General features: G+C 33.4%; 24 protein-coding genes and 1 pseudogene. 17 read left to right on the forward strand and 8 right to left on the reverse strand.

Going from position 1 to position 18380, the window contains the following annotated elements; all coding sequences use genetic code 11:
• Nucleotides 1-8: 8 nt before the first annotated feature.
• On the reverse strand, nucleotides 9-788 hold the full coding sequence (locus ORL93_RS00325; RefSeq protein ID WP_018766200.1) for a DUF817 domain-containing protein: 780 nt from the start codon (nucleotides 786-788) through the stop codon (nucleotides 9-11).
• A gap of 333 nt (nucleotides 789-1121) precedes the next feature.
• On the opposite strand from ORL93_RS00325, the gene ORL93_RS00330 reads away from it, so the two are divergent.
• Nucleotides 1122-1682 carry a GNAT family N-acetyltransferase gene (locus tag ORL93_RS00330; protein WP_018766201.1) on the forward strand — a complete coding sequence of 187 codons (561 nt, stop codon included), beginning with the start codon at nucleotides 1122-1124 and terminating at the stop codon, nucleotides 1680-1682.
• A 238-nt stretch (nucleotides 1683-1920) separates the two neighbouring features.
• Entirely contained in the window at nucleotides 1921-2148 is a 228-nt protein-coding gene (locus ORL93_RS00335) for a hypothetical protein (RefSeq protein WP_003198872.1), read from the forward strand.
• Nucleotides 2149-2182: 34 nt separating this feature from the next.
• Here the strand turns inward: ORL93_RS00335 and ORL93_RS00340 are convergent, their stop codons facing one another.
• Nucleotides 2183-3508 carry an ArsB/NhaD family transporter gene (locus tag ORL93_RS00340; protein WP_018766202.1) on the reverse strand — a complete coding sequence of 442 codons (1326 nt, stop codon included), beginning with the start codon at nucleotides 3506-3508 and terminating at the stop codon, nucleotides 2183-2185.
• Nucleotides 3509-3756: 248 nt separating this feature from the next.
• On the opposite strand from ORL93_RS00340, the gene ORL93_RS00345 reads away from it, so the two are divergent.
• The 3 genes from ORL93_RS00345 to ORL93_RS00355 all read left to right on the forward strand — a co-directional run bounded on the left by ORL93_RS00345 (nucleotide 3757) and on the right by ORL93_RS00355 (nucleotide 5178).
• Entirely contained in the window at nucleotides 3757-4107 is a 351-nt protein-coding gene (locus tag ORL93_RS00345) for a YojF family protein (protein ID WP_000407035.1), read from the forward strand.
• Nucleotides 4108-4122: 15 nt separating this feature from the next.
• Entirely contained in the window at nucleotides 4123-4785 is a 663-nt protein-coding gene (bshB2, locus tag ORL93_RS00350; protein ID WP_003198867.1) for a bacillithiol biosynthesis deacetylase BshB2, read from the forward strand.
• Between the two features lie 135 nt (nucleotides 4786-4920).
• Nucleotides 4921-5178, forward strand: a complete 258-nt coding sequence (locus tag ORL93_RS00355; RefSeq protein WP_018766203.1) for a YuzF family protein — start codon at nucleotides 4921-4923, stop codon at nucleotides 5176-5178.
• A gap of 127 nt (nucleotides 5179-5305) precedes the next feature.
• On the opposite strand, the gene ORL93_RS00360 is transcribed toward ORL93_RS00355, so the two are convergent.
• Nucleotides 5306-5572 carry a hypothetical protein gene (locus tag ORL93_RS00360; protein ID WP_255299121.1) on the reverse strand — a complete coding sequence of 89 codons (267 nt, stop codon included), beginning with the start codon at nucleotides 5570-5572 and terminating at the stop codon, nucleotides 5306-5308.
• A gap of 269 nt (nucleotides 5573-5841) precedes the next feature.
• Here ORL93_RS00360 and ORL93_RS00365 point away from each other — a divergent pair, with 269 nt between their 5' ends.
• The 5 genes from ORL93_RS00365 to ORL93_RS00385 all read left to right on the forward strand — a co-directional run bounded on the left by ORL93_RS00365 (nucleotide 5842) and on the right by ORL93_RS00385 (nucleotide 10902).
• Nucleotides 5842-6609: an ABC transporter ATP-binding protein gene (locus tag ORL93_RS00365; RefSeq protein ID WP_097794056.1), complete on the forward strand. Its 768-nt coding sequence runs from the start codon at nucleotides 5842-5844 to the stop codon at nucleotides 6607-6609.
• Nucleotides 6599-8581 carry an ABC transporter permease gene (locus ORL93_RS00370; protein WP_265958406.1) on the forward strand — a complete coding sequence of 661 codons (1983 nt, stop codon included), beginning with the start codon at nucleotides 6599-6601 and terminating at the stop codon, nucleotides 8579-8581. Before ORL93_RS00365 ends, ORL93_RS00370 begins: the two co-directional genes overlap by 11 nt.
• 61 nt (nucleotides 8582-8642) lie before the next feature.
• Nucleotides 8643-9014 (forward strand): YxeA family protein, encoded by a 372-nt coding sequence (locus ORL93_RS00375; RefSeq protein WP_265958407.1) that lies wholly within the window; start codon nucleotides 8643-8645, stop codon nucleotides 9012-9014.
• 197 nt (nucleotides 9015-9211) lie between these two features.
• Nucleotides 9212-9883 (forward strand): response regulator transcription factor, encoded by a 672-nt coding sequence (locus ORL93_RS00380; protein WP_098160631.1) that lies wholly within the window; start codon nucleotides 9212-9214, stop codon nucleotides 9881-9883.
• Nucleotides 9880-10902 (forward strand): sensor histidine kinase, encoded by a 1023-nt coding sequence (locus ORL93_RS00385; protein WP_097794053.1) that lies wholly within the window; start codon nucleotides 9880-9882, stop codon nucleotides 10900-10902. The genes ORL93_RS00380 and ORL93_RS00385 overlap by 4 nt, the downstream gene beginning before the upstream one ends.
• A 403-nt stretch (nucleotides 10903-11305) precedes the next feature.
• On the opposite strand, the gene ORL93_RS00390 is transcribed toward ORL93_RS00385, so the two are convergent.
• Complete coding sequence (locus ORL93_RS00390) at nucleotides 11306-11470, reverse strand: DUF2197 domain-containing protein (RefSeq protein ID WP_265958408.1); 165 nt, start codon at nucleotides 11468-11470, stop codon at nucleotides 11306-11308.
• Nucleotides 11471-11498: 28 nt separating this feature from the next.
• Nucleotides 11499-12128, reverse strand: coding sequence for a TetR/AcrR family transcriptional regulator (locus ORL93_RS00395; RefSeq protein WP_098160630.1), 630 nt, complete (start codon nucleotides 12126-12128; stop codon nucleotides 11499-11501).
• A gap of 155 nt (nucleotides 12129-12283) precedes the next feature.
• Between ORL93_RS00395 and ORL93_RS00400 the strand changes: the two genes are divergently transcribed.
• From ORL93_RS00400 to ORL93_RS00425, 6 genes and pseudogenes are all read left to right on the forward strand, one after another.
• Complete coding sequence (locus tag ORL93_RS00400) at nucleotides 12284-12796, forward strand: nucleoside deaminase (RefSeq protein ID WP_078211801.1); 513 nt, start codon at nucleotides 12284-12286, stop codon at nucleotides 12794-12796.
• Nucleotides 12793-13251 (forward strand): NUDIX hydrolase, encoded by a 459-nt coding sequence (locus tag ORL93_RS00405; RefSeq protein WP_265958409.1) that lies wholly within the window; start codon nucleotides 12793-12795, stop codon nucleotides 13249-13251. The genes ORL93_RS00400 and ORL93_RS00405 overlap by 4 nt, the downstream gene beginning before the upstream one ends.
• Nucleotides 13252-13378: 127 nt before the next feature.
• Nucleotides 13379-13525 carry a DUF3952 domain-containing protein gene (locus ORL93_RS00410; RefSeq protein WP_265958410.1) on the forward strand — a complete coding sequence of 49 codons (147 nt, stop codon included), beginning with the start codon at nucleotides 13379-13381 and terminating at the stop codon, nucleotides 13523-13525.
• Complete coding sequence (locus ORL93_RS00415) at nucleotides 13503-14165, forward strand: hypothetical protein (RefSeq protein ID WP_265958411.1); 663 nt, start codon at nucleotides 13503-13505, stop codon at nucleotides 14163-14165. Before ORL93_RS00410 ends, ORL93_RS00415 begins: the two co-directional genes overlap by 23 nt.
• A gap of 2 nt (nucleotides 14166-14167) precedes the next feature.
• A complete protein-coding gene (locus tag ORL93_RS00420; RefSeq protein ID WP_265958412.1) occupies nucleotides 14168-14371 on the forward strand; it encodes a hypothetical protein in 204 nt (67 codons plus the stop codon).
• 192 nt (nucleotides 14372-14563) lie between these two features.
• Nucleotides 14564-14725: pseudogene (locus ORL93_RS00425) on the forward strand (multidrug effflux MFS transporter); the annotation flags it as partial.
• A gap of 67 nt (nucleotides 14726-14792) precedes the next feature.
• Here ORL93_RS00425 and ORL93_RS00430 read toward each other — a convergent pair.
• Nucleotides 14793-15191 (reverse strand): DUF2871 family protein, encoded by a 399-nt coding sequence (locus tag ORL93_RS00430; RefSeq protein WP_097794049.1) that lies wholly within the window; start codon nucleotides 15189-15191, stop codon nucleotides 14793-14795.
• A 270-nt stretch (nucleotides 15192-15461) separates the two neighbouring features.
• Here ORL93_RS00430 and ORL93_RS00435 point away from each other — a divergent pair, with 270 nt between their 5' ends.
• A complete protein-coding gene (locus ORL93_RS00435; protein ID WP_265958415.1) occupies nucleotides 15462-15674 on the forward strand; it encodes a hypothetical protein in 213 nt (70 codons plus the stop codon).
• A 330-nt stretch (nucleotides 15675-16004) separates the two neighbouring features.
• On the opposite strand, the gene ORL93_RS00440 is transcribed toward ORL93_RS00435, so the two are convergent.
• Entirely contained in the window at nucleotides 16005-17237 is a 1233-nt protein-coding gene (locus tag ORL93_RS00440; protein ID WP_097794048.1) for a cytochrome P450 family protein, read from the reverse strand.
• Nucleotides 17238-17840: 603 nt separating this feature from the next.
• Nucleotides 17841-18053 (reverse strand): hypothetical protein, encoded by a 213-nt coding sequence (locus ORL93_RS00445; RefSeq protein ID WP_097794047.1) that lies wholly within the window; start codon nucleotides 18051-18053, stop codon nucleotides 17841-17843.
• Between the last annotated feature and the right edge of the window lie 327 nt (nucleotides 18054-18380).

Here is an 18380-nt window from a genome sequence, read left to right on the forward strand (position 1 = left end):
CCAACTTTCTATATGGAAGTTGGCTTGTTTTTATGTTCTTTCAAATGTTTAAGCTGAGCGACAATCATGATGCTAATGACAACGAGTAAAAACCATGAACTAATCTTTCCAATGTGAACAAGGCTCCACGCTTCTCGTTGATTTGGGTATTGCCATGCTCCGAAGAAAGTAGCGATGTTTTCTGCAATCCAAATAAAAAATCCAATAAGGAAAAACGAGAGAACAAGCGGCATTGTATATGTAACGTTCTGCACTGAAAATTGAACAAACGTTCGAAAGAAAACAATAAATAAAAGGGCAGTTAAAACCCAGCGAAAGTCATATACAAAATGGTGTGTAAAAAAATTCAAATAGATCATAGCCCCTAAAGGTACAGTCCACATCGCCTTGGGCCACCTATGCATTTGCAAATGCAACCTTCTCCATGCTTGGCATATATAACTAGCAACACTAGCATACATAAATCCGCTATAAAGTGGGACACCAAAGATTTTTGAATATGCTTCTTCAGGGTAACTCCATGAACCGAAGTGAACTTTATATGTTTCTAGTAGGAGCCCGATGAGATGAAAAACAGCAATTACTTTCAGCTCATCTTTTGTTTCCATACCCGTTTTGTACATGATGTATTGCATAAGAAGGCATACGATAAGGATAAAATCATAACGATAGAGTCCTGGGATTGAAATGAATTTTGACAGAGCAAGTGTTACAAAAATAACGACAGGGAAAATACAAGATAAAGCTTGTTGATAAGCAAAGAAAAGAAGTTGTTTGATATAAAACATTGTTTCTCCTTTCTTACATGTGAGTTAGTTTTCTGAAAAAACAGGATGGAAACTTACTATACTATAAATCTTTAGAATAAAAAGTCAATAGTTAAAAATACAAGGATAAAGTAGTGAATATTAATCATACATCCATCAAGGGAAGAACTAAAAAGTAAGTTGAATGAATAATCCGAAAAGTATAAAATGAATGTAATCATATGAAAAGGAGCTGTGCCAATGTTATCGCTTATTGTAAATATCCCATCATTACTGAAGACTATGGAACAAGGGGATAGATAGTCCTGATAAACTACAGAGCTATCCCCATAATTGAAAAGGGGGATTTTTGAAATGAACACGAGATTGAACAATCTTTTTCTAGGTGAAAATATTAAGTTATCAGCAATCAGAGCTGAAGATATTGAACAAATGGCTATTTGGCAAGAGGATAGTGAGTATTTAAGAAATGTAGATACGGATATAGCGATTCTACAATCTTTACATGAAATAAAGGAAAATGAGCTATTAATAGGGAAAAAGTCAAATAGTGTTTCTTTTATGCTAAGAACGATTCAAGATGATAGTTTAATTGGCTTTGTGGCACTTCATAGCATAGAGTGGAATAATAGAGCTGGCTTGCTAGCAATTGGTATAGGTGATAAAAATTATAGAGGTAAGGGATATGGTACGGAAGGATTACGCCTTATTCTGAAATATGCTTTTTACGAATTAAACTTACATCGTGTAGGTCTCGATGTTATTTCATATAATAAATCGGCAATTGAAGTATATAAAAAGGTTGGATTTAAGGTGGAGGGAAGTATGAGAGAAGCTGTTCAGCGAGATGGGAAGAGCTTTGATCGCATCATAATGGGTATATTGCGAAATGAATGGATAGCCATGCTAGAATAATTTATCCCGCTATTTGCGGGATAGTAATTAGTGGGGGAAGAAAGAAACCTTACTGATTAAAGTTTCAATTTTTTCATAGCATATGGTGTTGTAGCATATAAAATTAACCAATTGATGTTTATTATGAATGAAAATATTGCTATAAATACATTCAATAACATGCATGTGTTTTGTAGGATAAAGAATAATTCGTGTCGAAATTTTACAGTATATGGATTGGAATAAGGAGTCGTGTCAGATGAATTTAGAAAAACCAAAACCAGTAAATGAAGAGATAGCCGAATTAAAAGAACTTGTAAAAGAATTACATGGTAGTGTACATCAGCTACAAAGTGAAGTTCAGCAGCTTAGGCATGAAAAGCCGGTTGTTGAAGTAAGAAAAGGGGTTCAATTATCACCAACAATCGTTGGACAAATTGGTGGTATGATTTTAGGTGCATTGGCAATTATTGGGATATTTTGGTGATAAAAAGGTTTGCAGCAAATTGCTGCAAACCTTTTTACATTAAATAACGTAAATATATATAAGCATGTGATAATAATAATGCAATGATTGTTAAGGGTAAGCCAATTTTTAAGAAATCAAGGTAAGAAAATCCGTGTCCTTCGCGGTTAGCAATACCGGCAACAACTACGTTTGCAGAAGCACCAATTAATGTTCCATTTCCTCCTAAGCAAGCACCAAGTGATAATGCCCACCATAGTACTTCAATTTGAGGAGAATCAACAGAAAGTCCAAGTCCTGATGCTAAATCTTGAATCAGTGGAATCATCGTTGCGACAAATGGAATATTATCAATAGTAGCTGATGCTGCCCCTGATACCCATAAGATAAGAATCGCTGCAAAACCGATATCACCATTTGTTATATCAATCACTTCTTTTGCCAGAGATGAAATAAGTCCGATATCAATTAAACCACCAACAAGAATAAATAATCCAGCGAAGAAGAAAATTGTTACCCATTCTACATGAGCAAATACATCTTCTAATTCATGTTGTTTCACACCAATTAGCATGAGGAGCGTTGCACCGGTCATCGCGATAACTGCCGCATCTACATGAATAATTGAATGAAGAACAAACCCGAGAATTGTCAAACCTAAAATGGAAAGAGATTTTAGGAGTAAGCTTCGGTCACGAATATAGTCTTTTTCATTTAGTGCCATAAGCTTGGCAATTTGTTCAGATGTTGTTTTTAATTTGTTACGATACATAAGATAAATAATGCCTAATGTAACAATAGAAATGATAAGTACAATTGGCGTTAAATTAAGTAAAAAGGCATTGAAATCTAGGTGTTTATTAGCAGATCCAATCATTATGTTTGGAGGATCACCAATTAATGTCGCAGTACCACCAATATTTGAAAATAATACTTCAGAAATCAAATAAGGAACAGGTTGTACCTTTAAAATGCGTGTGATAGATAGTGTAACAGGAACGATTAATAAAACGGTTGTTACGTTATCTAAAAATGCAGAGCCGACTGCGGTTAATAGGGATAAAAATAATAAAATTCGAATGGGCTTTCCGCCCGCTGCTTTTGCTGCTTTAATGGCTACATATTCAAATACACCAGATTGACTCGTAATATGTACGAGAATCATCATTCCAATTAAAAGGGTAATGGTCTCCCATTGGATATGCGATGTAAAGGCAGTATGTAAGTCTACAATGCCAAAAATAATCATTATGGCAGCACCCAGCAGTGCAATTACAGCACGGTTCAATTTCTCAGAAATAATAAATCCGTATGTTACTAAAAATACGGCGATTGCAAAATAATATTGCCAATTTGCTACTTCATGTGCTGAATGTTCCAACATGTCACCTTCTTTAAAATATGTATTAAATTGTCGAAATATATCCCTCCGCATAAACTCTATTGTAGCAAATTCAAAAAAGAAAGAAAACTATTTATGGATAGTGAGGGAATAGTAAAATTTCATATCTCGTATTAAAAATTAAAAAATAAAATACAAATTATTATGCAAAGTAAGTAATGTCCTCTATTATAGAGATAGCAATTTACATTGTTTTTGCGTAAAATGGTTTAAAGAGGTGAAATCCGATGGAAATAGTAAAAGATAGTGCTGTTATTCAACATGAAATCGAACGTTTTGTAAATAAAGATGTATATATTCATTTAGAAACGACAAATGGAGCATACGCTTCACATTTTAATGAAAAAATGATGACAGTCGGAGCGTTCATTCGAAATGCGATTATTCGTTTTGAACGAGGGAAAATAACAGGAACAAATCCATACCGAGTTGGTCTCAAAATGGACCATGGCTGGGTATATGCTGAAGGTATTACGCATTGGGAAGTAGACGAGCAAGATCGTCTGTTACTAGCGGGACATGATAATAAAGGGCGCTTAGCTGTAGCACTTGAGTTAAGCTTAACACCATTTAAATAAAAAGGAGGGGAAAGTATGGAAAGACATGTGCTTGTTGTATTTCCGCATCCAGATGATGAATCATTTGCAGCAGGAGGAACAATTAGTTTATTAAGAAAGCAAGGAGTACCTGTAACATATGCGTGCGGGACGCTTGGACAAATGGGACGCAATATGGGTAAGAACGTTTTTGCCAATCGCGAAACGATTCCAAATATCCGTGAAAAGGAATTAAAAGATGCGTGCGAAGCAATGGGCATTGAAGATTTAAGAATGCTTGGTTTCCACGATAAAACATTAGAATTTGAAGATGTAGATTTTGTAGCAGATAAAATTGAAACAGTCATTCGCGATGTACAGCCATCACGAATTATTACATTCTATCCAGAGCACGGTGTTCATCCAGATCATGATGCATTCGGCCGTGCTACCGTTCGTGCAGTCTCACGTATGCCAAAAGAAACACGTCCGGTCATTCATGCAGTTGCGATTACAAAAAATCGTGAAGAAGTATTAGGTGAACCAGATGTTGTCAACAACATTAGTGAAGCCTTCGAACAAAAATTAGCAGCTTTACGTGCGCATCGTTCACAAACAGAAGCGATGTTAGAAGAAACGGAAGTAAAGCTGCAAAACAAAGATGCTGCAACATTAAAATGGTTACAAATTGAACAATTTTGGACTTATAAATGGGAATAGGCTAGAGGATTTTCGGCTAGTCTTCCATACATACAAAAGCGATGTCACATTGTGGTATCGCTTTTTCTGTTAGATAGGTACTTCTTGAATGCAGGCCACATACACTACAGCAAATCTTAAAAAGAGGAGGGTCATATGTACTATTCATACGAAGATGTGTTCGGTTATTTTCGAGATGGTTATGAGATAAGTGGTGATGTGGTTGCACTTGTTGATCCATATGTTGTACAAACATTGCAATCTATCGTTGGGAAAAGAATTGTAGTGGAAACAATTCGGGGAAGTGTAAATGGAACTTTGAGAAGTGTGAAGCCAGATCATCTTGTATTAGAAGAAAAAGAAGTGCCGGTATTTGTACGAATTCAGCAGATTGTGTGGTTTACGCCGGAGTAATTAATGAATTTAAATAGTCAAAAACACCTTTCTAAGTTTAGAAGGGTGTTTTTGGCTTTATGAGCGTATTTGCTTAATATGACTATGCTTCTTACTTGTATCACGTATTAACATGACCAGTCTTATTTTACTCTTGCTGCACACTTTCCATTTTAAACTTATTAAGTAATTCATGATATATTTTTATTTCTTGCTCACTATTATCCCAATTTTCGCCGTAAATACGATTAATTTTTTTCTCTGAAATTTCTAAGATAAAAGTACTATCATCACTTTTTACTAATAAGTATGTATTTGTCCCTTCTTTATATATTCTAGCAAGATTTTCACTTTTTAATTTCTGTATACTTGGTTGTCCTGCCTTTTCCATCACAACAGACACATAATTATCCATATGGCTAAAAAAGTAGCATAGATTTAACTTTTTTGTGTCCAAAATATTAACTCAAATCCAGATTCTATTTAGGAACTGTGCCTAAAACAAAATTCTCTTTCATTATTTTTCCCTTGGCTTATTCATGAGTCGAGGGTTTCCTTTGTGAAACATTACGAAAATGTAATGTTAATGTAATGTAGTTCCATCGATACTACAAATATAACCGGATAAAATTAGTTACATAAGACGAAGTCAAAACAGGAGTGTTACCAAAAGGAGTGCTACAAATGAAAACCATATTAAGTGTTGAAAAAATTGAAAAGTATTATGGAAATAAAGATAACGTAACAAAGGCAATTGATAATATCAGCTTTAAAGTAGATGAAGGGGAATTCGTTGGAATCATGGGGCCTTCAGGAAGTGGTAAAACGACAATTCTTAACTGTATTTCAACGATCGATCATATTACAACAGGAAAAATCATCATTAATAATAGTGACATTACAAAGTTAAAATCAAAAGCATTAGATACATTTAGACGAAATGAGTTAGGCTTTATATTTCAGGATTTTAACCTATTAGATACTCTTACAGCATATGAAAATATTGCTTTAGCGTTAACAATTAAAGGTGAAAAAAGTTCAGAAATAGATGGGAAAATAAAAGCAGTAGCAAAGTATTTAGAGATTGAAGAAGTTTTAAACAAATATCCTTATCAGATGTCAGGTGGACAAAAACAAAGGGTTGCGTCAGCAAGAGCGATCGTGACAGATCCATCCTTAGTCCTTGCGGATGAACCAACCGGAGCGTTGGATTCTAAATCATCTAGATTATTACTGGAAAGATTTGAGAGTCTAAATAAAGATTTAAAGACAACAATTCTTATGGTTACGCATGATGCCTTTACAGCTAGCTATGCTCGTAGAATCCTTTTTATTAAAGATGGGAAAATCTTTAATGAGTTAGTAAGAGGAAATGATTCTCGAAAAGAATTCTTTAATAAAATTATCGAAGTGATCACACTGCTTGGAGGTGATGATAATAATGTACTCTAAGATTGCCGTAAGTAATGTAAAGAAGAGTTTTAAGGATTATGCTATATATTTCTTAACACTAACATTAGCTGTTTGTATATTTTATAGCTTTAATTCAATAGAGTCACAAAAGGCGCTTACTGAACTGAAGTTTACAGGTTCATCATATATAGAAACGTTAACTCGTGCATTGGCTGGTATATCAGTATTTGTATCCATCATATTAGGAAGTCTTATATTATATGCGAGTAATTTTTTAATAAAGAAACGTAAAAAAGAATTAGGAATTTATATGACCTTAGGTATGGGAAAAAGAAGAATATCTAGCATATTAGTAACAGAGACCATAATAGTTGGAGCTATATCTTTAATTAGCGGACTTATACTAGGAATTGCAGCATCACAAGCCTTATCTAGCTTGACTTTAAAGCTATTCGATTTATCGATGAATGAATATAAATTCGCAGTTTCGACAGGTGCTATAGGTAAGACTATATTGTACTTTGGTATCATGTTCTTACTTGTTATAATCCTTAATGTATTTGTTATTTCTAAATACAAGATTATCGATTTGTTAACAGCAAGTAAGAAAAATGAAGAGGTAAAATTTAAAAATCCTATTATACATCTAATAGTATTTATTTTATGCGTGATCTCGCTTGGCTATGCATATAAAACAATACTGAAAATAGGCTTCAGGATAGATAATCCTATGTTCCTGCTAGCAATAATCCTTGGAATTTTAGGTACAGTATTATTTTTCTTTAGTTTATCTGGATTCATCTTGTATATAGTAAAGAAAAATAAAAAGGTATATTTAAAAGAGTTAAATATTTTTATAATTAAACAAATAAATAGTAAGGTGAATACGAATTTTTTATCCATGTCTCTCATTTGTTTAATGATATTTCTTACAATAGGGATATTGTCTACTGGAATAAGTTTTAAACAAGCTACTGAAGAAGGACTTGAACAAGTAACGCCTTTTGATGCTAGTGTAAGGTTGTACAATGTTAGTCAAAATAACCATGAAGATACGTTAAATAAGATTAAATCTAAAATAAGTAAAAATGAAAAATATATAGTTTACAATGAATATGATGCAGAGTTAAGCGTAGGAGAATTGTTGAAATCTCGAGATAAAAAGCTTCAACCATTTAACGTAAGCTTTGTTAAGGTATCTGATTATAATAAAATTCTCCAATTAAAGGGTGAAAAAGAAATAAATTTAAATAAGGATGAGGTTTTAATCTCATCAGATAAAGGTCCAGTAATTAAACCAATTAATAAAAAGTTGAAAGACAGTAATAAACTTAATATTAAAGGAAAAGAATATTCGGTAAAACAAACTAAAGTTATAGAAGAAAATCTTCATACTACTAGTGGTTTTACAGATAATGTATGTACAATCATTATAAATGATGAATTTTTATCAGGTTATAAGATTCGTATGTCAGTATTTAATGTAAATTATTTAGATAAAAACAGAGAAGAATATAATAAAAAATATGATAAAATCGACCATGACTTTTTTATGGCTGGATATCGGGATAGAGGTATGCCACAGGGGGTATCAAAGGATCAAACATACTCAGAATCCAAGGGGTTCACAGTTATGGTGCTGTATATCGGAATATATATTGGAATCGTGTTCTTAATTACTAGCATGGCTGTATTAGCTCTTCAACAATTATCAGAGGCCAGTGATAGTATAGAAAGATATAAAGCCTTAAAGAGAATTGGTGCAAACGAAAGAATGATTAACAAAACAATTTTTATGCAAACTTGCATATATTTTAGTCTTCCGGTTATTCTTGCATTGATTCACTCAGTGGTGGGAATTAAGATGATGAGTGAAACGATAAGTAATGTGTATCAACTAGATATTACCCTTCCAGCGCTAATGACCGCTTTCATATTTATTATAGTGTATGTAGGATATTTCTTTACAACATATATAGGATATAAAAATATTGTTAAGAGTAATTTATAAAGAGATTGATTGTAGACAAGGTTTTAGTAAAATTCAGCAGTAAAAATAATAGAAGTAAAAGGTGATTATTTTGAAAAAAACGCTAATTGTTTTAAGTATTTTAAGTGGACTATTATTCGCAGCAGTTGGAGGGTGGTACGGTTATAATAAACTGAAGTATGAAAAGTGTTACGTTAAAATAACAGAAAATAGTAAATCAGGAATTGTGAACCCTTCGACGGGATTCGTTGATTATAATCTAATGGCATATGATAAAAACGGAAATGAGGTTCCTGTGAAATTTTGGGCTAAAAAAAAGCTGAAAGTAAATGCATATCTTACTGTTGATGTATTTAAACCCTTGAATAAGGATTCAAATGATATAAACTCATATAAAGAGGTAACAGCGGAACAATTACCTGAAAAAGTGAAAGAAAAGTTAAATGTTAAATAATAAATAAGTATTCATGTAAAGAGGTATTTACTGAAAAGTAGGTACCTCTTTGACATAATCAAGAATGTAACAGGTGAAAATTCCTGATAAAACTAAATATGTACTTTCATATTTAGTAGTTAAATATAGCTGTATATTTATATAAAATATAAGGGATAATATAATGGAAGGTGAAATAGATTGAAGGTGGGAATTTTATGAAGAAAATTATGATTATTGAAGATGATACAGTGATCAGAGAAGAATTGCAAAACTTTTTACAAAGATATGGATACGATGTAAAAGCTCCTATAGATTATAATAATATCATGCAGTATGTTGAAAACGAAAATGCAGACCTTATATTGCTAGACATAAATCTTCCTGTGTTCGATGGATATTATATATGTAGAGAAATACGTAAAAATTCAGATGTTCCAATTATAATAGTTACAAGTAGGGACAATGAAGTAGATGAATTAATGAGTATGAACTTAGGTGCAGATGATTTTATTACAAAGCCCTATAATACAGAAATATTATTAGCAAGGATAACAAATATCTTGAAAAGAACATATGGAAGTTCGAAGGTGAGTAATATGTTAAGTTACATGGATTTCCATTTAAATCTTTCCAATGCAAGCGTTATGTATAAAAACCAAGCGATAGAGTTAACGAAAAATGAAGTGAAAATCCTTTCCTATTTAATAAACAATAAGGGAAATATCGTAAAAAGGGAGTTCCTTATGGAACACTTGTGGAAATCAGATTATTTTGTAGATGACAGTACTTTAACTGTGAATATTACTAGATTACGAAAAAAGCTTGAGGAGATTGGCATCGAAAACCCAATCGAAACAAGAAGGGGATTGGGGTATATCATGCCATGAGTATAGGTGAATTTATTAAAGACAAAGTGGTAGTAATTATATCTAATCTGCTGCTATTTCTTATATTATTAGCTGTGATGGTTATGATGGATTTTCATGCCCTTCTCATATTCTTTGTGTTTTGTATTTGGTTTTTGCCCTTATTTTCGTATATGGCTTTAGAGTGTATACAGGCTAAAGTATATTATGATGAAGTTGACAGCATATTAGAAAGTTTAGATAAGAAATACCTACTTCCAGAAGTAATAAAGGAAGCTCATTTTATCCATGGGGAAAAACTAAACCATATACTGAAGCCGGTAAGTAGAGATATGCATGAGAATGTGAAATACTACAAAGATATGCAGGCAGACTATAGGGAGTATATAGAAACATGGGTACATGAGATTAAAACCCCAATTGCTTCTACAAAGCTAATTATTGAAAATAATCAAAATGAATTAACGAATAAAATAGACCTCCAGATCGATAGGATTGAGGGGTTTGTAGAACAGGTGTTGTATTATTCCCGAAGTAACAATGTAAGCAAAGACTACATTATTAAACCCATTCATCTTAATGATGCAGTAAGGAATGTCGTGAAAAGAAATTATAGGGATTTCATTCATAAGAAAATCAAACTAGATATAAAAGATATCAACGAAATTGTATATAGTGATGGAAAATGGCTCGAGTTTATGCTCAATCAGATAATAGGGAACGCTGTAAAATATGCAAACAGTGAAACGCCCATGATCAGCATATATTCAGTTAAGAAAGCCAACTCAGTCATGTTAACTATAGAAGATAATGGAGTAGGGATCGTAGATAAAGATATAAATAGAGTGTTTGAAAAAGGATTTACAGGTGAAAATGGTAGAAGATTTAGTAAAAGTACAGGTATGGGCTTGTATCTATGTGAAAAGCTTTGTTCCAAGCTAGGCATAAAAATTACGATTGACTCTAAGGTAAATATAGGAACTAAAGTTACATTTATAATTCCTTTGTCAGATATGATAAACTATGTAGATTATTTATGAATCTTTAAAAAGGAAGGTCTTCCAAATTGAAGAGCCTTCTTTTTTTGTGCACGGATAATGTCCGCTAATACTTATTGAGTGATTTGGTTCCATTGCTACACAGACCCCAAAAATAGACCTAATAAAAACGTTGCATATATTATGTTGCAAATTAATTTCCGATAATCCTACGATATTTGTAGCAAAATAGAAAAAAGATTATTGCAACACTATTAACCCATTTCTGTACAGCGAAAATCCTTATTTAGTGAGAAACATAAAGACACCATTTTGAAAAACGATTAATTAAAATAGTGTCTTTTCTTCTTGGATGAACCTTCCGTTTTATAAAAAAGTTTAACCATTTTAGAATAGTTTATGTTGGACATTATCTACTAGCAAAAGTGAGTAGTAGATAGTACCACTATCTAAAAAAATGTTTTATTGCTTCAAGTTTTATTTTATGACCGCATTCGTCACAGCAATATTTCCTTTTCGGATTTTTCTTAAATTGCTTATATTTTTCAGTTCCTTCATATACCCGAAATACTTTTTTACAACAAAAACAAATAAACTCATAAAATATCATGTACTTCCTCCCTCATTAGGGTGATATGTTACTTTTGAGTTGCCCGCTCAAAGATTGTGATAAGTTCTTCAGTGTAATCTTTAACGTTAAGATCGGGATTTCTCATTAGCTCTAGGCTAAATCCGTCTATGGCATGCCTGATTGTTAACGTCATCACCCTTAAAGACGTTTCAGAAAAATCTCGAAACACTCCTTCTTGTATCCCTAAACGTAGAATATTTTCAATGGGAAGAAAAATGGTTTCATCATAGTCTGCTGCAAACCGAAGTTTCCCTTCATCTGTTCTTTCATTTGAAACAATTTCTATAACAGCGAATACATGCTTACGATGTTCATCAATAAATTTCAGATTAGATTTAATATACGTTTGGAGCATTCCTTTTGGGGGCGTTTGAGCTTCAATTTGCGAACAAATAAAGGACTGGCAAGCTATATAATAATCAGTTATAACTTGCTCCAGAAGTTTCTCTTTGTTTGTAAAGTGATAAGAAATAACCCCCTTACTTATTTTTGCGCGTTTAGCGATTTGTCCTAAAGAGGCTTGTGCATAACCCACTTCAGCAAGTGTATCAATCGTACATTCCACAATCTGAGCTCTACGGGCTTTTTCAATAAATGACATTTCTTTTTGGTTGTTTGTTTTATTTTTTATACTCATGGTTATGTTTTAGCACGACCGTTCAAAAAAATACAATAAAAACCATTTTTTTATTCTTACTTCAAATAATTACATTTAATGTTAATTTCGTGTATTGTTCATCATATTTTTATTACTTTTTTTGATAGAATTGAATTTAAAAGGGGGAATTTGTTTTGGTGAGAGAAATGGATCGTTTGTTTTTAGAAATGGCTTTAGAAGAAGCGAAAAAAGCAATGAAAGAGAACACATATCCAGTAGGTGCTATTATTGTTGGGCGAAACAATGAAATATTAGGTAAGGGACGAAACAGGGTACATACTCAGGATGATGCTTCCGCTCATGCTGAAATTGATGCCATCAGAACAGCAGGAAAGAAGCTCATACTTGCTAAAGAAAACAGACTACCTATTACATTATATACAACACTAGAACCATGCCCGATGTGTACCGGAGCTATACTTTTTTCTCATTTTACAAGAGTAGTATGGATTTTAAATGATGACAAGGGATTTGGTGGGTATCTCAAGATTAATAGTACTCGTGTTTTTGAAAAACGCTTTAACAATATTGAGCACATTAGTGAACCATTTGAAGATTTAGCCGTTAAGCAAAGAGAATTAATGTTGGAATGGGCTAAAAATCCAAATAACATTCATAATAAGATTCTAGGGGGTACAGTAGAATGATTAGGCAAGCTGTAGGTGCAATCGTATTCCAACATAATGAGTTCTTATTGGTACATAAGGTGAAAATTAGCGATATAGCAGAAGAACATACTATGTCAAAGGGTGAATGGGACTTTCCAAAAGGAGGAGTAAAACATTCAGATGATGACTTAGCAAGTGCTATTTTGAGAGAACTTGAAGAGGAAACTGGTTCCAAAGAGTTTAGGGTTATTAAACAATTCAAAGACAAGATTTGTTTTGTTTTCCCTAAAGAAGTCCAATCGAATCTCGGATATGAAAAACAAGAAACGACTATGTTTTATGTAGAATATATAGGTGACAGAACAGATTTACATCCAAAAGATAATGAAATAAGTCATGTGGAATTCTTTGAAACACCTAATTTATTGAGGGTTTTAAATCATGATGATACAAAGGGATTTTTTGAAAGGATACTTTTAAAGAATTTTCAATAATCCTTAATTATTTGTGTCGCGCGTTCATCAAGTTGGAACTTTTATGTCGCAGGGTAAAAGGAAATATAACTAAACTTAAAATGCCAAGAGTAACGAACGAGGTGACTGTATGAAAAAAAGAGTAAAAATGGGTTTCATAAGTGTATTACTAGGAACATGTTTAACACTTACAGGATGCAAGGTTGAGTATAAGGATATTGCCAAAGCACTGGATGAAGGTGATATGAAGACTGTCATGGCTGCAAGTGATGATGGGTATAGTGGGTGTTTATAGAATTCTAGAGTATCCGAAGGTGGAAGAGGAAAGGGACGAAGCAAGAATAGATCAAGTCACGGAAGGAACTTTTTCGATAAGAGATCATTCGTTTTATGGTGTAACTTCGCAGTCTAAGAGTACGTACACAATACATTACTCTGGAGAACATATAAGGGGTACAACGGATAAAAAAGAAGAAGATGTGTATGTGTATACAACAAACATAAGTTATTCCAATAAGAATATTCAGTTTTCTACACCTAATGTAGATGCATCTTTAGTTACTTTCTTTTTTACAGATTTAAAAGGGCTTGCGAAAGTTACACCTGAAGATACAAGAAGAGGACTGGATGAGCCTGTACTGGTTAGGTTTAAGTTTAATAAACAACAATTTGATAAAATTGTAAAACCGAAACTACACTTGGATTATGATGAATTTATATCAGCAGAACTAGAAATGAAGCTAAATTCACCTAATGAGCCTAATAGAATTGTGGATATGGATTTGGATATCAATTATAAAAAGAAAGTTCAGGATCAGTTGTTATCATATCGAGAAAATTACACTGTAAGCTTTTCACCTAAACAATATAATGATAAAGATGGAAAAAAGGAGTATTTAGACTCTAAAAATAAATTTAATGAGGGGAGAGAGTAGGAATGACTAAAATCCGTTCTGATGTAGGGAAACTGGAGTTAGCCAGCGAGGGTGTTTATGATCATAAAAAGAAGGATGTTACTAAGATTAGTACAGAAGAAAGACAGTTAAAATTAGCGGGTACAGGAATTTATGCCTATGATGAGGGGGGGCAAAAAAGCAATTTTATCAATCTATGTATTGAGACGGAATATGTTGTTCTTTAACTTTGTAATATAGGAAAATGAAACATATGATATATGTTAATCTTTGTAAAGAGAAGTAATGAAAAATAAATGTTAATTCATACCCTCCTATAGGTATTAACATGAAGCAATTGAGTTGTTCTTTTTGATGTATTATGACCGTATTTCTATCATGGCCCCTCCAGTTCCGTAGCGAAAGAAAGCTCTAAATATCTAAGATTTTATATCATCATTACCGTTACGATTTGGGGAATGAGTCAATTGCATACAGGTTCTTTGCTTGTTATGCCTCTATATTTTCTTATCCTTGTAATTGTGATGACGATATTAAGTCGAATGTTTATTTATAATGCTAAGGTTATAGAATCTGTTTAATGTAGAAAAAAGAGTCTCATAAGTAATATGAGATTCTTTTTTGTTTTTGCTGAAGCTTTATTACACACTACATTTTATATGATTTTTTTAATAGCATCATAAACCAAATAAGGGTAAGGCCGATGAGAGAATGGGAGAATCCGATTATATAGGTTAATCCTTTGAAATCAGCTCCATTTAGCTGAAGAAGTCCACGAGTTGCCAGTGAAGAAAGTGTTAAAATTAATCCAATATTATGGACGATGAACCACATATTAAAACCCTTCACTTTATGAAATGCAAATGATTTTGCTAATGCTAGGGCAATTAGGAAAAATAAAAATCCAAGTACGAGCGTATGTGTGTGTAAAAGGTTCAGCAGAGTGGACCCTAGAATGCCCTTTGATTTTGCATATTCTCTAGCGAATACACCAGATAATAAACCGATAACTAAATATACGAACGATGCATAATATAATTTTTTCATTATATACCTCCTGATGCAAACTCTGTAATGTTGGTTTTTGATTCGTAAATTTCTATTGTATTTTCAAATCATGGTAGTTACATAACCAAGACTCCTAGTTTTCCAGGAGTCTTGGTATAACAGGTTTAAAATTATTTTATCATAATTATAGGGTATTCGATTATATAAAATAATCGAACTTTATGTGAACAAAGAGAGATTGTCAGAATCGTATTTAAAGGTGATGAATCCGAACTATTAGAGCAATTTGAAAGTGAACCAGAAGACTTTTTGATTGAAGGTGCAGGCGTGTATCTGGATCATAAAATGGATTACTTAGGATTTAAATTAATAATGATTATGTCAATTTATGAAAATACAGTTGAATTAAGTCTTTCTTATAATGAAGGATACGTGTTTGATGTTAATATGGAGTTTGTGGAACGAGTCTTTTCTCTTTCGTACACTCTATATTCAGTGTGTGAAAGAGAAAAGGGCTATTGATGTAAGATTTAAACAACATTTTGCAATCAATATCAGAGAATATTAAAAAGCAATATACACTGTAAACTAGGAAGGTACTCTATAAATGACAGAGAAGGAATTTCCTTATTGTACTTTAACGTAATAGGGGAAAGCCTTGGACTCTTTAGGAGGTATAATTCAGTTTTTTTAATCTTCTGGTTTTGGTAACTTTAACATTTTTCCGAAATTCATCACCCACTTCTAAACGTGAAGGCGTGATAGCCCAATGAAAGTAGGTGATGAAATTTTGTTAGGCGAAGCCGAAGCCTATTTTTTAAGTGATTTTGGTCATTATGGGCAGAAAAAGGGTTAGAAAACTACTGGTAGAGTTGCAAGAGAACGGAATTTACTATAATTATAAACCAGTTGTTCGGGTTTAGTTGCTAGGCGCAGATTAGGTAGACGTTGCAGCAATGTGCCAAATGCAATCTGTCCTTCCAAGCGTGCCAATGGAGCACCCAAACAGCGATGGATACCATTGCCGAAAGCTAGATGATCATTTTCCTCACGTGTAATATCTAATGCTTCGGGATTAGAGAATTTTTGCGGATCAATGTTGGCAGCTGCTAGGGAAAACAGTACCATTTCGCCTTTGTGGATTATTTTTCCATGCATTGTGATATCTTCACCTGCAAAACGGTTACCAATCATGATCGGGCCAGCATAGCGCAACAGCTCGTCGACAGCAGAGGAAAGCATGGAAGGATTGTCCCGTAGCAGATCCATTTGTTCGGGATGTTGCAGTAACGCCAGTACGCCATTACCGATGAGATTAACTGTTGTCTCATGTCCAGCAATAATGAGAAGCCAAATCGTCGAAAGAAGCTCGTTCTTACTCAACTTGTCTTCTTTCTCTTGTGCTTGGACCAGAGCGCTCATCAGATCATTGCTAGGATTTACGCGCTTTTCCGCCAGTAATGTTTCGATGTAATGAATAAACTTTTCGAGTGTTGCAGTAACTGCAGCCCCCTGACGAGGATCCATAGCAGCGTTCATGAGCTTATGTGTCCAGTCACGAAATTGGTTTCGATCAGTAACGGGGATTCCAAGCATCTCTGAAATAACAATAATGGGCAGAGGGTAGGCAAAATCTGCAATAATATCCATTTTTCCTTTTTCCTTCACAGCATCCAACAATTCGTCGGCAATCTGCTGAATACGGGGATGAAGATTCTCGATTATACGCGGAGTAAAGGCTTTAGAGACCAACCGGCGTAAGCGGGTATGATCAGGCGGATCGACCGTAAGCATATTCGGCATATTCATCATCCATTCAAACAGCTTGCTCACAGATGTATTTTCCTCAATGAATTCCTGTTTATCTTGGGGCGGTTCGAATTTTCGTAAATCTTTGAGAAAACGCGGATCTTTCAATATGGTAACAACATCGTCATAGCGCAATGCGATCCATGCTCCTCCCATACCGTAAAAATCATCCAGACGAAAGAGGGGCTCTTTTTGTTCGAAGAAAGGTTTATAGTACACAATGGGATCGCGCATAGTTTCCGGTGAGTTTAAATCGCCAAGAGTAATTTTTTTCATTCGTTTGCTCCTTTCATTATAACTGGTGAGTGAAATGGCTTATACATCCTCTTTACTGGACAATTCCAAAATGGATCATGCTACAAAGAACATTCATCCGATCGAACAAGTTTTGAGCATACTCGTCATCAATAGTGTCCTTCTTTACAAACTTCTTTTCGAAATGTGCCAATCTAAACTGGAGTAGCTCACAATTCTTTTACGGTCAACTCCTTCTTGAAGTAGATTTTTTTAAATAACTATTTGGGTACCTGATTATTAGAAGTAATCACATGACGATATTTCTCTTCAGGAGGAAAGACAGGAATTTCTTCTTTTTTACTCAATCTTAAATGGATTGTTCCACATCACCATCAAGCTAGCAAACACAAATTGGACAGTTCCTTCAACTGATGAAACAGAAGGAATTTTAAATGTTGCGAAATGATTGATATGCCTAAAGGATGCAATGCAATTCCTATACATGAATGTATTTTGCAAGAAACATATCTGAAATGTAGGTTGTATGTAAAATAGGATGGGAACTTCTTACCTAAAGTTAGTTAAAGAAAGGCTGGTAGAAGACCAGCCTTTCTTATATACGCATTTAAACAATTTTGTTTATTAACAACATTTCTCTTTCATTGCTTTCATCATAGACATAGTAGAATTCATCATTGCATCACATTCTTGCATTTTATTCATCATAGCTTTATCCATTTCTACATCCATTTGCATCATATTGTTCATCATCATTTTCATACATTTCATTTCACACATCATCTTTTCCATAGATATCATCATGTTTGTTGTTCCTGCCATCATTGTTTTTTCCATTTTAACATCCTCCTGAAATTTTTATATCTTGCAAATATAGGAATTCGTTTTTATTTTACAAATACCTCCAGATGTTAGTGGTGGTAAATATTTAGAAAAAATTTTCTTAAAAAGAAGAAAATGAATTTTTAAGAGATAATGTTTAAATTAGAGATAAACGAATTGAGGAAATTGAGAAGAAATTACATGAATTAAAAAGAGCAGCTAGCAATAGCTAACTGCTCATCTCTGAGGGGGAGGAGAAAGATTATTGTATCTACATTATTGTCGGAATATTGAGGTTTATTGAAAACTGTATCGTTACTTATTAAACAGAACATATTTTTT

The sequence above is a fragment of the Bacillus sp. DHT2 genome (assembly GCF_026241455.1).
GTDB lineage: Bacteria > Bacillota > Bacilli > Bacillales > Bacillaceae_G > Bacillus_A > Bacillus_A pseudomycoides.